The 16,573-nt window shown below is 73.9% G+C and carries 14 protein-coding genes; 6 read left to right on the forward strand and 8 right to left on the reverse strand.

Translation table 11 applies throughout. The features are described 5' to 3' along the window. Window position 1: 1 nt before the first annotated feature. Window positions 2-1,474, reverse strand: coding sequence for a DedA family protein (locus tag ABD52_RS17540; protein ID WP_013287488.1), 1,473 nt, complete (start codon window positions 1,472-1,474; stop codon window positions 2-4). 131 nt (window positions 1,475-1,605) lie between these two features. Between ABD52_RS17540 and typA the strand changes: the two genes are divergently transcribed. Next, window positions 1,606-3,474, forward strand: coding sequence for a translational GTPase TypA (typA, locus tag ABD52_RS17545; RefSeq protein WP_013287489.1), 1,869 nt, complete (start codon window positions 1,606-1,608; stop codon window positions 3,472-3,474). Between the two features lie 628 nt (window positions 3,475-4,102). Here typA and ABD52_RS17550 read toward each other — a convergent pair. Continuing rightward, on the reverse strand, window positions 4,103-4,768 hold the full coding sequence (locus ABD52_RS17550; protein WP_047892523.1) for a class I SAM-dependent methyltransferase: 666 nt from the start codon (window positions 4,766-4,768) through the stop codon (window positions 4,103-4,105). Window positions 4,769-4,841: 73 nt separating this feature from the next. On the opposite strand from ABD52_RS17550, the gene ABD52_RS17555 reads away from it, so the two are divergent. Further along, window positions 4,842-5,708 (forward strand): serine hydrolase, encoded by an 867-nt coding sequence (locus ABD52_RS17555; RefSeq protein WP_047892524.1) that lies wholly within the window; start codon window positions 4,842-4,844, stop codon window positions 5,706-5,708. Window positions 5,709-5,713: 5 nt separating this feature from the next. Here the strand turns inward: ABD52_RS17555 and ABD52_RS17560 are convergent, their stop codons facing one another. After that, window positions 5,714-6,511: a tyrosine-protein phosphatase gene (locus ABD52_RS17560; protein WP_013475861.1), complete on the reverse strand. Its 798-nt coding sequence runs from the start codon at window positions 6,509-6,511 to the stop codon at window positions 5,714-5,716. A 44-nt stretch (window positions 6,512-6,555) separates the two neighbouring features. Here ABD52_RS17560 and ABD52_RS17565 point away from each other — a divergent pair, with 44 nt between their 5' ends. Further along, complete coding sequence (locus ABD52_RS17565; protein WP_047892525.1) at window positions 6,556-7,653, forward strand: mandelate racemase/muconate lactonizing enzyme family protein; 1,098 nt, start codon at window positions 6,556-6,558, stop codon at window positions 7,651-7,653. 57 nt (window positions 7,654-7,710) lie between these two features. Further along, the gene (locus ABD52_RS17570; RefSeq protein WP_047892526.1) at window positions 7,711-8,796 is read left to right on the forward strand and encodes a C40 family peptidase; all 1,086 of its coding nucleotides are present in this window, start codon (window positions 7,711-7,713) and stop codon (window positions 8,794-8,796) included. Between the two features lie 58 nt (window positions 8,797-8,854). Here the strand turns inward: ABD52_RS17570 and ABD52_RS17575 are convergent, their stop codons facing one another. After that, window positions 8,855-9,853: a TerC family protein gene (locus ABD52_RS17575; protein ID WP_013287495.1), complete on the reverse strand. Its 999-nt coding sequence runs from the start codon at window positions 9,851-9,853 to the stop codon at window positions 8,855-8,857. A gap of 391 nt (window positions 9,854-10,244) precedes the next feature. Here ABD52_RS17575 and ABD52_RS17580 point away from each other — a divergent pair, with 391 nt between their 5' ends. Next, complete coding sequence (locus ABD52_RS17580; protein ID WP_013287496.1) at window positions 10,245-10,538, forward strand: antibiotic biosynthesis monooxygenase; 294 nt, start codon at window positions 10,245-10,247, stop codon at window positions 10,536-10,538. A gap of 108 nt (window positions 10,539-10,646) precedes the next feature. On the opposite strand, the gene ABD52_RS17585 is transcribed toward ABD52_RS17580, so the two are convergent. From ABD52_RS17585 to uvrB, 4 genes are all read right to left on the reverse strand, one after another. Continuing rightward, the gene (locus ABD52_RS17585; protein ID WP_013475858.1) at window positions 10,647-11,546 is read right to left on the reverse strand and encodes a DUF5753 domain-containing protein; all 900 of its coding nucleotides are present in this window, start codon (window positions 11,544-11,546) and stop codon (window positions 10,647-10,649) included. Window positions 11,547-11,631: 85 nt separating this feature from the next. Continuing rightward, a complete protein-coding gene (locus tag ABD52_RS17590; protein ID WP_013287498.1) occupies window positions 11,632-12,000 on the reverse strand; it encodes a VOC family protein in 369 nt (122 codons plus the stop codon). Between the two features lie 25 nt (window positions 12,001-12,025). Continuing rightward, a complete protein-coding gene (locus tag ABD52_RS17595) occupies window positions 12,026-12,862 on the reverse strand; it encodes a helix-turn-helix domain-containing protein (RefSeq protein WP_047892527.1) in 837 nt (278 codons plus the stop codon). Between the two features lie 25 nt (window positions 12,863-12,887). Then, on the reverse strand, window positions 12,888-14,993 hold the full coding sequence (uvrB, locus tag ABD52_RS17600) for an excinuclease ABC subunit UvrB (protein WP_013287500.1): 2,106 nt from the start codon (window positions 14,991-14,993) through the stop codon (window positions 12,888-12,890). Window positions 14,994-15,289: 296 nt separating this feature from the next. Between uvrB and ABD52_RS17605 the strand changes: the two genes are divergently transcribed. Beyond that, a partial coding sequence (locus tag ABD52_RS17605) for a hypothetical protein (RefSeq protein WP_235437488.1) occupies window positions 15,290-16,573 on the forward strand: 1,284 nt, incomplete at its 3' end.

The raw sequence follows: 16,573 nt of genomic DNA on the forward strand, positions 1-16,573 counted from the left end.
CCTAGCAAGGATCGACGGGTCCGGGGGGTACCCGCGACGCGGACCGGCGGCGCCGGGGCCGGGGCGGCGACTCCCCCGCCACCGCGTCGGCCGGCCGTTCGCCGCGGTCCGCGCCGGCCGGTCGCTCGTCCCGGTCGGCCAGCCGGTCCCGGGTCGCCCACGCCACCACGAAGACGGTCGTCCACGCGAGGCCCAGCAGCACCGCCGTGACGGTGCCGCTCGCCGTACTGAAGCCCAGGTAGAGCCGCGCGCCGGTGACGGTGACCACCCCCGCCGACGCGGCCGTCCACACCGCTGCGCCCACCGGCCAGCGGGCCCCCCGCGACAGCAGCCAGGCGAGCGTGCCGAAGCTCGCGGTCACCACCGCGTTCTGGGTCGGGAACAGGTCACCGGGGCGGTCCGGGCCACCCGGGCCGGTCAGGTCCGCGACGACGACGAGCAGCACCAGCGGCACGGCGGCGCCGACAGTGCCCAGCACGCCGAGCGGGTCGGCCCGCCACGACCGGCCCCGCCGCGCCACCACCGCGGCGACCAGGGCGACCGCGGCGATCAGCACCCAGCCGCGCAGCACCGACACCGCCAGCAGCGCCGTGTCGACCACCCCGGGGGTACGCCGGGCGGCGAACCAGTCGGCGACCAGCCCGTCGAGGACACCCAGCCCGCTGTGCGCGACGACCGCCTCCAGCAGGACCGCCACGGCCAGCCCGGCGACGAACAGCAACGCCAGCCCCAGCGCCAGGTTGATCAGCAGCGTCCAGGCCGGGCCGACCCGCATGGCGACCAGGAAGAACAGCACCCCGTACCGGGCCCGCACCCAGCGCAGCGGCGGCAACGCGGCGGCCCGCGCCGTGAGCGCGCGTACCGGGTCCGGGTTGCGCCCCAGCCAGCGGCCCGCGAGGACCACGGCGAGCAGGCACAGCAGCAGGGCCAGCACCGCGCCGGTGGCCCGGCCGAGCAGCTTCGACACCCGCTCGTACGACTCACCGGCCAGGTAGCCGGCCAGCACCGAGGCGCCGACCCAGCTCGCGACCCCGGCGAGGTTCCACGGCGCGAACCGCCGGTACGGCATCCCCGCCGACCCGGCCAGCCGGGGCGCCAGGGTGCGGGCGAACGCGATCCAGCGGGCCGCGAGGACGCCCCGGCCGCCGAGGCGCTCCAGCAGCGAGTCGGCGCGCCGCCACCGGTGCGCGCCGATCCGGGCACCCACGCCCGAGGCGCGCAGACGGGGGCCGTACCGGCGGCCCGCCCGCCACGCGAGTGTGTCTCCGATCACGGCGGCGGCGGTCATGGCCACCAGCACGGGCGCGAGGCGCAGCGTCCCCGCGTACGCTAGGAAGCCGACCAGAAGCAGGGTCGCCTCGCCGGGCATCAGCAGCCCGACGATCACCGCGGTCTCCGCCGCGACGATCGCCGCGGCGGCCACGTAGATCAGCAGGGGCGGCAGCTCCTGCAGCCAGCTCAGCAGGTCAGGCATCGGACACCCCGCACGGGTGTCAGCATGCCAGTCGCTGGAACGGTCGGCACAGCACTTTCGACGCAGATCCGGGTTGTCTCGGGGTGACCCCGAGGCGTGCCCCGGCAACCGCAGACAGGAGTATGGAGGGTATGCAGCTACGCACCGACCTCCGCAACGTCGCCATCATCGCCCACGTCGACCACGGCAAGACGACCCTGGTCGACGCCATGTTGCGGCAGGCCGGCGCCTACGGCGCCCGTGGTGAGACCACCGAGCGGGTCATGGACTCGATGGACCTCGAGCGCGAGAAGGGCATCACCATCCTCGCCAAGAACACCGGCGTGCGGTACCTGCCGGCGGACGGCTCGGAGGCCGTCACCATCAACATCATCGACACCCCCGGTCACGCCGACTTCGGCGGCGAGGTCGAGCGCGGCCTGACCATGGTCGACGGTGTCGTGCTGCTCGTCGACGCCAGCGAGGGTCCGCTCCCGCAGACCCGGTTCGTGCTCCGCAAGGCGCTGCGCGCCCGGCTGCCGATCATCCTGGTGATCAACAAGGTGGACCGTCCGGACGCCCGGATCAAGGAGGTCGTGGACGACACCTACGAGCTGTTCCTCGACCTGGACGCCGACGAGGAGCAGATCGACTTCCCGATCGTCTACGCCTGCGCCCGCGACGGCATCGCCTCGCTGACCCAGCCCGCCGACGGCGCGGTCCCGGACGACAGCAGCAGCCTGGAGCCGCTGTTCCGCACCCTGCTGGACACCATTCCCGCGCCCGCGTACGACGAGGGCGCGCCGCTGCAGGCGCACGTCACCAACCTCGACGCCTCGCCGTTCCTGGGCCGGCTCGCGCTGTGCCGGGTCCGCCAGGGCACGATCAGCAAGGGCCAGACCGTGGCCTGGTGCCGCACCGACGGCAGCACCCAGCGGGTACGCATCTCCGAGCTGCTGATGACCGAGGGCCTGGAGCGCAAGCCGGCCGAGTCCGCCGGGCCGGGCGACATCATCGCCGTCGCCGGCATCCCGGAGATCATGATCGGGGAGACGCTCGCCGACGCCGAGAACCCGGTGCCGCTGCCGCTGATCACCGTGGACGAGCCGGCCATCTCGATGACCATCGGCACCAACACCTCGCCGCTCGTCGGCCGGGTCAAGGGCGCCAAGGTCACCGCCCGGATGGTCAAGGACCGGCTCGACAAGGAGCTGATCGGCAACGTGTCGCTGCGGGTGCTGCCCACCGAGCGGCCGGACGCCTGGGAGGTGCAGGGCCGCGGCGAGCTGGCCCTGGCGATCCTGGTCGAGCAGATGCGCCGCGAGTCCTTCGAGCTGACCGTCGGCAAGCCGCAGGTCGTCACCAAGGAGATCGACGGCAAGACCTGCGAGCCGGTCGAGCGGCTGACCATCGACTCCCCGGAGGAGTACCTGGGTGCGATCACCCAGCTCCTGGCCACCCGCAAGGGCCGGATGGAGCAGCTGGTCAACCACGGCACCGGCTGGATCCGGATGGAGTGGCTGGTCCCGGCGCGCGGCCTGATCGGCTTCCGGACCGAGTTCCTCACCGAGACCCGCGGCACCGGCATCCTGCACCACGTCTTCGAGTCGTACGAGCCGTGGTTCGGCGAGCTGCGCACCCGCAACAACGGGTCGCTGGTCGCCGACCGGGCCGGGGCGGTCACCGCGTTCGCGATGACCAACCTCCAGGAGCGCGGCCAGCTCTTCGTCGAGCCGGGCACCGAGGTGTACGAGGGCATGATCGTCGGCGAGAACTCCCGCTCCGACGACATGGACGTCAACATCACCAAGGAGAAGAAGCTCACCAACATGCGCTCGTCGACGGCCGACGAGACCGAGAAGCTGATCCCGCCGCGCAAGCTGTCCCTGGAGCAGGCGCTGGAGTTCTGCCGCGAGGACGAGTGCGTCGAGGTCACCCCGGCCGCGGTGCGCATCCGCAAGGTGGTGCTGGACCAGACCCAGCGCGGCCGGATGGCCGCCCGCCGCAAGCACGCCGGCTGACCCGCCGCCCGCTCACGAGCCCACAACCGGAGCCCGGCCCGCCCCTTCGGCGGACCGGGCTCCCCCCCTTCCCACCGGTCGCCGGCCGCCGGCCGCCGGCCGCCCGTCGCCGGCCGCCCGTCGCCGGTCGCCGGTCGCCGGTCGCCGGTCGCCGGTCGCCGGTCGCCGGTCGATCATGAGGTTGGCGGCAGTTCCGGAGATCAAGTCCGCCGCCAACTTCATGATCGACGGGCGGGCGGGAGATCTTGGTACGAAATGGCCCTCCTGGGGGCGCTTTCCTTCCAAGATCTCCGCGCGTCTCGTTGTGTGGACGCGGGATCCCGGTGCTCGGGATCAGGCGACGAGGGCGGTCGGTGCGGGCAGGGCGGGGGTGAGGTGAAGGGCGAGAGTGGATCGCCGGGCTGGAGCGGGGGCGGGGCGGCAGCGGAACCTGCCCGCCGACGGACGAGCGCGGCGACGGGCGCGAGACGACGCTACGGGCGCGAGACGACGCTACGGGCGCGAGGCTGGCGACAGATGCGAGACGGCGAGACGCGCCACGAGCCCACACCGCGCAACCGGACGCGAGACGCACCACGGGGCCGTTACCGCGCCTCGGACGCGAGGTGAAGTCACGGCAACGCTGGTGTCAGTGCGGTTTGGTGGCCTCCAGGGCCAGGACGTCGGGGACGGGGCCGGAACCGGACTCCACCACCCGGGTCAGCCGCAGTCCGGCGGCCGCCACGGCGTCCAGCAGTCCGGCCAGGGGCAGGTGCCAGGCGCCGACCCGGGCCCGGACCCCGACCGAGTTCCACGAGCGGACCGTGTGCTCACGCGAGGCGTACCCGCCGTCGATCACGATCCGCTCCGGCTCGGACCGGTCGGCGAACGCGCCCACGAAGCACGGGTGCACCCCGACGTGCAGCAGCCGGCCGCCGGGCGCCAGCACCCGCGCCGCCTCGGCGACCGCCGCCGGATAGTCCGGCATGTCGGTGTGCGCGAGCACGCAGACCACCGCCGGTACGGCGCCGGTGGCGAGCGGCAACGCGGTCGCGTCGGCGCGGGCCACCGGCAGCCGGGCGCGGGCGTGGCGTAGCTGCCCGCCGGACAGGTCCACTCCCACCGGTGTCCACCCGAGACGCCGCAGCTCGGCCGCGTGCGCCCCGGTGCCGCAGCACAGGTCCACGCACCGGCCCGGGCCGTCACCGAGCAGGTCGGCCAGCACCGACCGGACCCGGTCCATGTAGACCGACGAGGTCTCGCTGGCGTACTCCTCGTACCAGTCGGCGATGTCGTCGTACAGCGGGGTCGTCATCTCCGCACGCTAGCCCCGCCCCCGTGGTCGCCGCTGCCCCGCGTACGCCCCGAAGATCGGCTACGGTGCGCACATGATCTGGGAGGACCTCGACGCGCACCTGGACCGGGTGCCCGGCACCGTCTCCGCGTACGTGGGCCGCCCCGGCGCGCGGCCCACGTGGACGCGGCGGGCCGACGCCACCCACTACGCGGCGAGCACGATGAAGCTCGCCGTGCTGGTGGCGCTGTTCCGCGCCGCCGAGGCCGGCCGGCTCGACCTGGACGCGCCGGTGCCGGTGCGCAACTCGTTCGACTCCGCGCTGCCGGGCGTGCCCCGGTTCGCCAACGACCGCGACTACGACAACGACGAGGCGGTCTGGGACCGCGTCGGCGGCGAGGCGCCACTGCGCTGGCTCGCCGAACGGATGATCATCCGGTCCAGCAACCTCGCCACGAACATCTGCATCGGCCAGGTGGGGCTGCCCGCGGTGGCGCAGGCGTGGGCGCTCGCCGGGGCGCGGCACAGCGTCACCGGCCGCGGCATCGAGGACTTCGCCGCCCGCGACTCCGGCATCGACAACCTGGTCACCGCCGCCGACCTGGCCGCCGTGCTCGGTGAGCTGGCGCTCGGCGCGACCCGGCCCGGCCCGCTCGCCTCGCCGGCCGGCTGCGCCGCCATGCTCGACGTGCTCGTCGCGCAGGAACACCGTGAGGACCTGGCCGCCGGGCTGCCCGACGGCACCCGGATCGCGCACAAGAACGGCTGGGTACGCGGCGTACGCCACGGCGCGGGAGTGGTGTTCCCGGACGACGCGCCGCCGTACACGATCGTCGTCTGCACCACCACCGACCTGGCCGACGGCGGCGCGGACGGTGATGAGGTCGAGGACGACGCCTGCCGGCTGATCGCGCACGTCTCCGAGCGGGTCTGGGCCGCCCGGCACGACCTGGCCGGCTGACCCGGCTACTCCAGCAGCCGCTCGCGCAGCGCGGCGCGGTCCGCGTCGGTCACCCCCAGACCGTCCCGCAGGTACGCGTCGAACGAGCCGTGCGCGCGGCGCACCTCGTCGTAGGCGGCGTCCAGGTATTCCGGGCGCACCTCCAGCAGCGGCCGGGCCACCGCCGGGTCCAGGTCCGGCCGGCGCTGGATCATCGCCGACAGCAGCACCTCGCGCAGGCTCTCGGTCAGCTCGTTGTGCACCAGGTAGTCGGCGCGGATCGCCTCATCCTCCACCCCCAGCGCGGTCAGCAGCACCACCGACAGCCAGCCGGTCCGGTCCTTGCCGGCCGAGCAGTGGAACAGCAGCGGCAGGTTCGCGCCTTCGGCGGCCAGCCGCACCGCCGCACCGAACCCGGCCCGCGCCGACTCCCCGGTGACGAACCAGCGGTAGATCGCCGTCATCGCCCCCGGCATGCCCTCGCGGGCCAGCGCCGCGTACGCGTCCAGGTCGTGGCCCTGCAACACCGCCGAGACGTACGTGAACACCGGGTGCGCCGCGTCGTAGACCGGCAGGTGCACGGTGCGGGGCTCCCCGACCAGCCGGTCCGGCGGGGCCACCGCCTGCTCGTGGACGTCACGCAGGTCCACCACGCACGCCGGTCCCAGCTTGCCCAGCACCGGCAGGTCCTCGTCGGTGAGCCGGCCCAGCGCGGGCGTGCGGATGAGCCGCCCCGCCCGTACCCGCCGCCCGTCGGTCGTCGGCAGTCCACCCAGGTCACGCGCGTTCGGCGCGCCCACCAGCTCCCATTCCCGCCCGGCCATCGGCCCTCCCCTGCTCGCCGCCAGTTGGCTATAGGGTGCCCCACATGACGATCGCCGCGGTACGCACCCACCGTCTGTCGGCCCCCTTACACACCCCGTTCGTCACCGCGCTGCGCCGCACCACCACCGTGGACACCCTGGTCGTGGAGGTGGTCGACGGCGACGGCCGGTCCGGCTTCGGGGAGGCGCCGCAGGTCTGGCAGGTCACCGGCGCGTCGGTGGCGGGCGCCGAGGCGTGCGTACGCGAACTGCTCGCGCCGCTGCTGATCGGCCGCGACGCCGACGACCTCCAGGCCGCCTGTGCCCTGGTGCACCGCGCCGTGGTGGGCAACGAGTCGGCGAAGGCGGCGCTCGACGTGGCGCTGCACGACCTGGCCGCGCGGCGGCTCGGCGTACCCCTGGTGCGTCTCCTCGGTGGCACGGCGCTGCGCGTGCCGACCGACGTCACGCTGGCCGCCGGTGACGCGGTCGACCTGGCCGCGACGGCGGCGCGGCGCGGCGCCGAGGGGTTCACGGTGCTCAAGCTCAAGGTCGGCACGGACGCCCGCGGCGACCTGGACCGGGTCCGCGCGGTGCGCGCCGCGGTCGGCCCGGACGTACGGATCCGGCTGGACGCCAACCAGGGCTGGACGCCCCGGGAGGCGGTGCGGGTGATCCGCGCGATCGAGGACGCGGGGCTCGACGTGGAGCTGGTCGAGCAGCCGGTCCACCGCCGCGACCTGGACGGGCTGGCCTGGGTCAGCGACCGGGTGGACCTGCCGATCCTGGCCGACGAGTCGGTCTTCGGCGTGCGCGACCTGGTCGAGGTGATCCGGCGGCGGGCCGCCGACATGGTCAACGTGAAGCTGGCCAAGTGCGGCGGCCTGCAACCGGCCCGCACGCTGCTCGACCTGGCCGCCGCGCACGGCATGGGCACCATCGTCGGCTCGATGATGGAGGGCCCGGTGGGGGTCGGCGCCGCGGCCAGCCTGGTCGCCGCCTACGGCACCACTGCCGTGTCGGACCTCGACGCCGCCTGGTGGCTGGCCTGGTCGCCGGTCAGCGGCGGCATCCGGTACGAGGGCGCGAGCGTGCTGCTGCCGGACGCGCCGGGCCTGGGAGTCACCGGACTGCGTGAAGCTAAAATTCAGACACATGCTTGAGCAACGTCAGAATTTTTCATATGGTCGCCCCGACGACCACCGCAGAGAGGGGTACGCGTGGCGCCTCAGCCCGGCCGCCGGGCCGTCGTACGGGTACCGGTGGCGACCCTCTGGACCGCGCCCGAGGCGGTACGTCCGATCGACTGCCCCGCACTCGCCGGCTCCCCCGACGTGGCCGCCTGGATCGCGGGCATGGACCGCGACCAGCTCGTCGGCGACTGCGTCCTGACCCAGCTGCTGCTCGGCGAGCCGGTGCGCGTCACCGAGACCCGGCCGGACGGCTGGGTGCGGGTGGTGGCGCTGGGCCAGCCCGCGGCGAAGCTCGGCGCCGACGGCTACCCGGGGTGGCTGCGGGCCGCCCACCTGGCCGATCCGGCCGACGCCGACCCGTCCTCCCCTGATCCGACCGACCTCGACCCGGCCGGCCCCGCTCTGTCCGGACCCGCTTCGGCCGCACCGGCACCGGTCGGTACCGGCCCGGCCGGTCCTGGTCCGGCCGGTTCCGGTCCGGCCGGTTCTGGTCCGGCCGGTTCTGGTCCGGCCGGTTCCGGCTCGGCCGCCGACGCCCCGCTGACTGTCGACGTCGCCCACACCGCGTTGCGCGCCGAGCCGGACGGCGACGCGGCGCTCACCGGCGTGGTCCTCGGCACCCGGCTCACCCCGGCCGGCCCGCCGGTGGACGGCAGACGCCCGGTCCGCGTACCCGGGCGGGCCGACCCGCTCTGGGCCGCGGAGGACGACCTGGTGCCGCTGCCCGCCGAGCGTCCCGAGGCCGAGAAGGTGCTCGCGGTCGCCGAACGGCTACGCGACCTGGTCTACGTCTGGGGCGGCATGTCCACCGACGGCATCGACTGCTCCGGGCTGGTGCACCTGGCCTGGCGGCGGTACGGGATCACGCTGCCGCGCGACGCCGACGACCAGGCGGCGGCGACCTCGCAGGTGCCGCTGGACGCCGAACGCCCCGGCGACCTCTACTTCTTCGCCCGGCCCGGCCGGCGCATCCACCACGTCGGGATCGTGTCGGCCGAGCCGCGCGGCGGCCGGCGCCGGATGCTGCACGCCTGCTACCTGACCCGCCGGGTGGTCGAGGAGGAGCTGCCGGCCGACCGGACCGCCACCCTCGTCGGCGCCTACCGCGTCTGACCCCTGACACGCCGCGGGGCGCCCCCGGGGATGGGAGCGCCCCTACGGTACGGGTGGGTCAGCGGCGGGCCTGGGCCAGTTCCCGGCGCCGGTCCCGGGACGACTTCGCCAGGCTGGCAGCGGTGGCCACGGCCAGGGTGCCGAGGATGACAGTGAGCGAGAGCCAGATCGGGATGTGCGGGGCCCACGCCACGTGCTCGCCGCCGTTGATGAACGGCAGGTTGTTCTCGGCCAGCGCCTCCAGCACCAGCTTCACGCCGATGAAGCCGAGCACCACCGCCAGGCCGTAGCTGAGGTAGATGAGCCGGTCCAGCAGGCCGCCGAGCAGGAAGTAGAGCTGCCGCAGTCCCATCAGCGCGAACACGTTGGCGGTGAAGACCAGGTACGGCTCCTGGGTGATGCCGAAGATCGCCGGGATCGAGTCCAGCGCGAAGATCAGGTCGGTGGTGCCGATCGCGATCATCACGATCAGCATCGGGGTGAACAGGCGCCGCCCGTGCTCGTGGGTGGTCATCCGCGCCCCGTCGTAGTCCCGGGACAGCGGGAGCGCCTTGCGGCTCCACCGGATCAGCAGGTTCTCGCTGAACTCGTCCTCGTCCGGCTCGCCCTGCCGGGCCAGGTTCACCGCGGTGTAGATGAGGAACGCGCCGAAGATGTAGAACACCCAGGAGAACTGGGAGATCAGCGCCGCGCCGGCCGCGATGAAACCACCACGCATGATCAGCGCCAGGATGATGCCGACGAGCAACACCTTCTGCTGGTACTGCCGGGGCACCCCGAACCGGGCCATGATGATCACGAAGACGAAGAGGTTGTCCACCGAGAGGCTGTACTCGGTGAGCCAGCCCGTGTAGAACTCGCCTGCGACGCGGCCACCCGCGGTCAGCCAGAGCACCACGCCGAAGAGCAGCGCCAGGCCGACGTAGAAGCCCACCCACAGGCTGGACTCGCGGACGCTCGGCTCGTGCGGCCGCCGGCCGATGATGAACAGGTCGGCGAGCAGGACCGCGATCATCGCGATCAGCGTTACCGCCCACACCAATGCGGACACGTTCAAATCCATCCTCCGGCAGACACGCTGCGTCGGGCACACCGTACGCCGGGTGTTGGTGCCGGGGTGCGTCGACGCTGACAGGGGTGACTGTCGGAGGTCTCTTCCGCCGGAACCCGGGTGCCGGGTTCCGACCGGCGGAGCCGGGTCGGGCCACCGGGGGTGCCGGCGCTCTTCCGTGCTGACGACTCCGTCGCGGGGGAATACTCCCCTCCTCGGCCGCCATTGTTCACCATCGCACCCAGGTGGCGCATCTCCGGGCCACCCGTCGATCTCTCGACGTGCTGCGGCTCACGTCGCGCAGCGCGTCCTAGGAGGCTAGCCATCCCTCGTGGGCGGCGCGCCGGGACGTCACCCGGGACGTACCGGCGGCGGGCCGGCATGGCAGGCTGCCTGCATGGTTCTTGAGGTCGCGCTGATCGATGTCACGCCCGGACACGAGGACGAGTTCGCCGCCGCCTACGCGCAGGCGCGGCCGATCCTCGCCGGCGCCGAAGGCTGCCGCTCCGTGCGGATGACCCGGGGCGTGGAGTCGCCCACCCGGTTCGTGCTGCTCGTCGAGTGGGACTCGGTCGAGGCGCACGACGTGAACTTCCGCCAGACCGAGCGGTTCGCGCAGTGGCGCGGGCTGATCGGCCCGCACTTCGCCGGCCCGCCGCTGGTCGAGCACTTCATCGACGTTCCGGCCTGAACTGTCGTACCCCTGCCGTAGCCTGCGCGCTGCGCGGCCACCGGTCCCGACGGGCATCGGGGGCGCCGGGCCCGGTGGTCGCGCCTCACCGGCGGCGGGCCGTGCGGCTCACTCCAGCTCGTGCGGATCGCGCGGCCGGGGCACCGGCGCCGCGCCGAGCCGCCGGGCCACCAGCTCGGCGGAGGCGTCCGCCGGCAGCGCCGCTGCCAGCAGCCGCTCGATGACCCGCTCGTAGTGGGCCACATCCGCCTCGGCGACCAGCCGTAGGTCGGTGGTGAGCGTCTCCACCAGCACCGTGCGTGGGTCCTCCGGATCCGGGTAGGCGTAGTACGAGAACGGCGCCAGCGGGTGCGGCCCGCCGCCGCTCGACGCCGCGGAACGCAGCACCCGGACGGTGACACGTGGCCGTTCGGCGAGCGCGAGCAGATGCCGCATCTGGTCGCGCCACACGTCCGCGGGCAGGCCGTCCGGGTCGCAGACACGCTCGTCCAACAGTGCGGTGTAGTGCGGCGGGTCCGGCCGGATCAGCAGTTCCTGGCGTGCCACCCGGGCGCGCACGTCGGCCTCCACGTCCACCTCCCCGCCGAGTGCCGCACCGGCCGACACGCGCAGGCGGGCGTACGCCGGGGTCTGGAGCAGGCCGGGCACCAGCACGCACTGGTACTCCACGATGCGCTCCGCGCCCGCCTCCAGCTCGGCGTACGCCCGCTGGCGCTCCCCCATCTCGCCGAGCGCCTTCGACCAGCCCCGGCCGGTGGCGGCGTCGCGGGCGATGACGATCAGCTCGTCGCGCTGCGGTGACGGCACCTCGTAGACGTCGAGCAGGTCGAGCACGTCGGCCAGGTCGGGCCGGCTCTGTCCCAGCTCGATGCGGGACAGCTTCGACGTGGACGCCCAGCCCAGCCGGGCGCAGACCTGTTCGAGCGTGAGCGACTCGCGACGACGCAGCCGGCGCAGCTCCACGCCGAGCCTCGCCCTCCGGACCACAGGACTTGCTGACAACGGCATGCACGCCTCCCGGGAGGGAGCGTACGCATCACCGTCACGCTCGGCAATACCTCGCCCACACAGCGCAACCGTGCGGGCTGAGCGCTCAGGGGCGGTAGGTGCCGAACGACCACACCAGCCCGGCCAGGTCGCGGGCGGCGTAGTCACGGGAGCCGTAGTCGGTGTCGAACGGCGCCCGGACGATCTCCGCCCCGGCCGCCCGGGCCCGCTCGTGATGCGCGTCCACGTCGTCGAGCGCCACGTAGACGCGGTAGTCGTCGTCGGCGGGCCGGGACCGCGGCGCCGGGCCTGGGCCGAGCATCACCAGGTCGTCGCCGTACGCCAGCTCGGCGTGGCCGATCGTGCCGTCGGGGAGTTCGTGGGCCTCGCGCACCGTGAAGCCGAACGCGGAACAGAGGAAGTCGGCGGCGGCTCGCACGTCGGGATACCGCAGGACCGGATAGATGCTTCGCATGAACGTCAGTCTGCCGCCGGGGCGGTCAGGCCGGATTGGACGAATGCGATCCGGGTGCGGTCAGCGCGGCCGGAGTGGCGCCGGCGAACTCGCGGAACTCCCGGATCAGGTGCGACTGGTCGTAGTAGCCCCACCGGGCGGCCCGCTCCGCCCACCCGGAGTCGTCCGGCACGGCGGCCTCCGCGGTGAGCAGCGTCCGGCCCAGGCTCGCGTACGCCCGCTCGAAGCGCAGCAGGCGGGCGACGGTCTTCGGCGGCAGGCCGAACTCCCGCCGGAACCGGACCGACAGGTGGCGGCGGGACCAGCTCAGTTCCCCGGCGAGCGTGGTCACGCCGACCGCTCCCCCGCTGCCGTCCAGACGCCGCCAGGCCGCCACCAGGTGCGGGTCCAGCGGCGCGGTCGCCGCCAGCCGTGCGGCCAGGGCGGCGTCGAGCCGGGCGAAGCGCTCCGGCCAGCCCGGCTCGCCGGCCAGCTCGTCGCGCAGCCGGGCCAGCCAGCCCGCCACCGCGTCGAGAGGCACCGCCCGGTTGGTCAGCTCGGCCAGGGGCAGCCCGAGCAGGCGGCGTGCCGCCGGGGCGGTGAGCAGCACCTGCACCCCGGTGCCGGTTCCGGCCGTCCGGGTGGCGCACCAGCCGTCGAACGGGCCGGCCAGGAAGGCGTTGGCGGCGTACGCGCCCTCACCGGGGGCACGCGGGTCGGTCACGTCGAGGGGGTCGCCCCAGCCGAGGATCAGCACCACGAACGCGCCCGCCACCTCCCGGCGTACGAGCGGGACGGGCGCGTCCTCGCGGTAGCCGAGGTAGCGGTCCACCCACTGGCGCAGCCGCGGGTCGGGCCGCCCGATGACGGCCTCGGTCAGCATCGCGCCGCCTCGGCCGTCACGCCGGTCACCGGACCCCTGCGGCGTCCATCCCGCGCAGCTCCTTCTTGAGGTCGGCCACCTCGTCGCGGATCCGCGCGGCCAGCTCGAACTGCAGCTCGCGCGCGGCGGCGAGCATCTGGTCGTTGAGCTCCTGGATGAGGTTGGCCAGGTCGGCCCGGGCCATCCCCTCCCGCGACGGGGTGGCCGCCGCACCCCGGCGGCTGCGGGTCTCCTTGACCGGCGCCTTGCCCCGCGACAACTGCCGCACCGCCCCGCCGACGTTGCTGTTCTCGGTGTCCTCCGCCTCGCGATAGATGTCGTCGAGGATGTCGTGGATCTTCTTGCGCAGCGGCTCCGGCTTGATGCCGTTCGCCTCGTTGTGCGCGATCTGCTTGGCCCGGCGCCGGTTGGTCTCGTCGATCGCGTCCGCCATCGACGGCGTGATCTTGTCGGCGTACATGTGGACCTGGCCGGAGACGTTGCGGGCCGCGCGACCGATGGTCTGGATCAGCGACCGGCCGCTGCGCAGGAAGCCCTCCTTGTCGGCGTCGAGGATCGCCACGAGCGAGACCTCGGGCAGGTCGAGACCCTCCCGGAGCAGGTTGATGCCGACCAGCACGTCGTAGTCGCCCTTGCGCAGCTCGCGCAGCAGCTCGACACGGCGCAGGGTGTCGACCTCGGAGTGCAGGTAGCGCACCCGGATGCCGTTCTCCAGCAGGTAGTCGGAGAGGTCCTCGGCCATCTTCTTGGTGAGCGTGGTGACGAGCACCCGCTCGTCCCGCTCGGTACGCAGCTTGATCTCGTGCATGAGGTCGTCGATCTGCCCCTTGGTCGGCTTGACCACCACCTCGGGGTCGATCAGGCCGGTGGGCCGGATCACCTGCTCGACGAACTCGCCCTGTGCCTGCTCCAGCTCCCACGGGCCGGGGGTGGCGGAGAGGAAGACCATCTGGCCCACCCGCTCCAGGAACTCGTCGAAGCGCAGCGGCCGGTTGTCGGCGGCGCTGGGGAGCCGGAAGCCGTGGTCGATGAGCATCCGCTTGCGGGAGGCGTCGCCCTCGTACATGCCGCCGATCTGCGGGATGGTCACGTGCGACTCGTCGACCACCGTGAGGAAGTCGTCGGGGAAGTAGTCGAGCAGGCAGTGCGGCGGGCTGCCCGGCAGCCGGCCGTCGATGTGCATGGAGTAGTTCTCGATGCCGGAGCAGAAGCCCACCTGGCGCATCATCTCGATGTCGTAGGTGGTGCGCATGCGCAGCCGCTGGGCCTCCAGCAGCTTGCCCTGCCGTTCCAGCTCGGCCAGCCGCTCGCCCAGCTCGGCCTCGATGTCGCGGATCGCCCGTTCCATCCGCTCGGGACCGGCGGCGTAGTGCGTGGCCGGGAAGATCATCAGGCTGTCGACCTCGCGGACCACGTCACCGGTCAGCGGGTTGAGGTAGTAGAGCTTCTCGATCTCGTCACCGAACAGCTCGATCCGGACCGCCAGCTCCTCGTACGCCGGGATGATCTCCAGCGTGTCGCCGCGGACCCGGAAGGTGCCGCGCTGGAAGGCCATGTCGTTGCGCGCGTATTGAATGTCGACCAGCCGGCGCAGCAGCTGGTCACGGTCCAGCTCCTGCCCGACCTTGACCCGCACGGCCCGGTCGAGGTATTCCTCCGGCGTGCCCAGGCCGTAGATCGCCGAGACGGTGGCGACCACGATGACGTCCCGCCGGGTGAGCAGCGACATCGTGGCCGAGTGCCGCAGCCGCTCCACCTCCTCGTTGATCGAGGAGTCCTTCTCGATGTAGGTGTCGGTCTGCGGGATGTAGGCCTCGGGCTGGTAGTAGTCGTAGTAGGAGACGAAGTATTCGACCGCGTTGTGCGGCATCAGCTCGCCGAACTCCTTCGCGAGCTGGGCGGCGAGGGTCTTGTTGGGGGCGAGCACCAGGGTCGGCCGCTGGAGCCGCTCGACCAGCCACGCCGTGGTGGCGCTCTTGCCCGTGCCGGTCGCGCCGAGCAGCACCGTGTTGCGGTCGCCGCGCCGCACGCGACGCTCAAGCTCGTCGATGGCAGCCGGCTGGTCACCGGCCGGCTGGAACTCACTGACGACCTGGAAGCGGCCGTCGAGCCGGGGAATGTCGAGCGCCATGACACCAACCGTACGCCCGCGGTCCGACACTTCCGGCCACGACCACCGACCGTCCCTGATCGGCTTCGATATTCCCATTGTGTGGCTCATCTCACCGGTCTACCCTCGTACCGTAGGCCGCTCGCGGCGGCCGACCGGGCCGGTGATCGCCCCTCGCGGGCCGGTCGCCCCCGGCGCCAGGGCCGCAGCACCCGGGACGACCGGCGTGCGCGCCGACGGTGGTCGCGCGCAGCGCTGACCGGCCGCCGCGAGCGCCCCTGCTCGTCACCGAAACCCCGCTCTCGCGTTCTCCACTCGTGGGGACCTCTCCCGACCGCCGGCCGCGACGCGAGCCCGACACCGGCACGCCCCCGCCCGCCGACGAGCCGGGTCGCCAGCGCGGCGTGAGCCGCCCGCACCGGCTCTCCGCACGTGGGGACGGCGACCAGGCCGTACCCCGGGAACCGGGTCGCGGCCACCGCCGCGGCCGCACCGGCGCACCGACCCGGCCCGCCACCGTGGCCGGCCGGCGCCGCCGCGCCGACCCGCTCGCCGGCCGCCGTCCCACACTCACCACCCGGCCGGGCGGCGACCCGGAACTGGACGGCGCCGACGACCCGCCGGACGGGCCGGACCGGCGCCGGATCGCGCTCGCCGCGCTCGTAGCGGCCGCCGCGCTCTCCGCCGCGACGCTCGTCGCCGGGCTGCTGACCTGGGTACCCGGCCGCGGCGACGACGCCGGGACGGCACGCCCGCTCACCGCCGCCGAGGCCGACCGGGTGGCCGCGCTGCGGGTCACCAACCTGCGCGACGTACGCGCCGGCGTCCGGGTCACGGTCGGCGCCGGCGGCGCCCGTACCGAACTGGTCGGCTGGGTCGACTGGGCCCGCCCCCTGGTCTATCTGGACGTCGGCGGCCCGGGCGCGGGCGACGACAGGGGCCTGGTCCAGGCCACCGCGTCCGCGCTGCTGGTGCGGCCCGACCCCGGCGCGCTGCCCACCCCGGCCCGGCCCCCGCTGGTGCCGCCGGCGGACCGGTGGCGGATGCGGTCCCCGGCCGGCGGGCACAGCCTCGGCGCGGTACGCGACCTGCTGATCGGGCTCGGCGCCGACCGGGTCGACAGGCCCGCCGCGGACGGCCGGTGGCTACGCGCCGACCGGGTCGGCGGCATCCCGGTGGACGTGCTCCAGGCATCCCTCGCACCGCCTGGTAACCCGCGGCCGACGCTGTGGGTGGACGCGGACGCCCGGCTGCACCGGCTCACCGGCCGGCTGGCCGACGGCACACCCGTCACCGTCGACCTGACCCGCGCCGACCGGCCCACACTGCATCCGGTGGACGCCCTCGGCGGCCGGCCCGGGCAGCCCCGGGCGCTCACCGACGACGAAGTCGCCCGGCTGGCCGCGCTGCCCGCCCGGCTCCGGGCACTGCGCGGCGCGGCGGTGACGGTGTCCGCTCCGCTCGCCCCGTCGGCGAACCTGCGGGCCACCGGCACGGTGGACTGGACGAGCCCGTCGGCGTACCTCGCGGTGACCGAGGAGGGCAGCGGCAGGCGTACCCTCCGGTGGGTCCGGCCGGGACGGGTGGCCGAGGTACAGCGA

Origin of the sequence: Micromonospora sp. RV43, from assembly GCF_001029515.1 — a bacterium.
Lineage (GTDB): Bacteria > Actinomycetota > Actinomycetes > Mycobacteriales > Micromonosporaceae > Micromonospora > Micromonospora aurantiaca.

Bases quoted from the DNA above. Each gene is read 5' to 3' on its own strand.
- ABD52_RS17540 (WP_013287488.1), bottom strand. From the start codon at position 1,474: ATGCCTGACCTGCTGAGCTGGCTGCAGGAGCTGCCGCCCCTGCTGATC.
- typA (WP_013287489.1), top strand. From the start codon at position 1,606: ATGCAGCTACGCACCGACCTCCGCAACGTCGCCATCATCGCCCACGTC.
- ABD52_RS17550 (WP_047892523.1), bottom strand. From the start codon at position 4,768: ATGACGACCCCGCTGTACGACGACATCGCCGACTGGTACGAGGAGTAC.
- ABD52_RS17555 (WP_047892524.1), top strand. From the start codon at position 4,842: ATGATCTGGGAGGACCTCGACGCGCACCTGGACCGGGTGCCCGGCACC.
- ABD52_RS17560 (WP_013475861.1), bottom strand. From the start codon at position 6,511: ATGGCCGGGCGGGAATGGGAGCTGGTGGGCGCGCCGAACGCGCGTGAC.
- ABD52_RS17565 (WP_047892525.1), top strand. From the start codon at position 6,556: ATGACGATCGCCGCGGTACGCACCCACCGTCTGTCGGCCCCCTTACAC.
- ABD52_RS17580 (WP_013287496.1), top strand. From the start codon at position 10,245: ATGGTTCTTGAGGTCGCGCTGATCGATGTCACGCCCGGACACGAGGAC.
- ABD52_RS17585 (WP_013475858.1), bottom strand. From the start codon at position 11,546: ATGCCGTTGTCAGCAAGTCCTGTGGTCCGGAGGGCGAGGCTCGGCGTG.
- ABD52_RS17590 (WP_013287498.1), bottom strand. From the start codon at position 12,000: ATGCGAAGCATCTATCCGGTCCTGCGGTATCCCGACGTGCGAGCCGCC.
- ABD52_RS17595 (WP_047892527.1), bottom strand. From the start codon at position 12,862: ATGCTGACCGAGGCCGTCATCGGGCGGCCCGACCCGCGGCTGCGCCAG.
- uvrB (WP_013287500.1), bottom strand. From the start codon at position 14,993: ATGGCGCTCGACATTCCCCGGCTCGACGGCCGCTTCCAGGTCGTCAGT.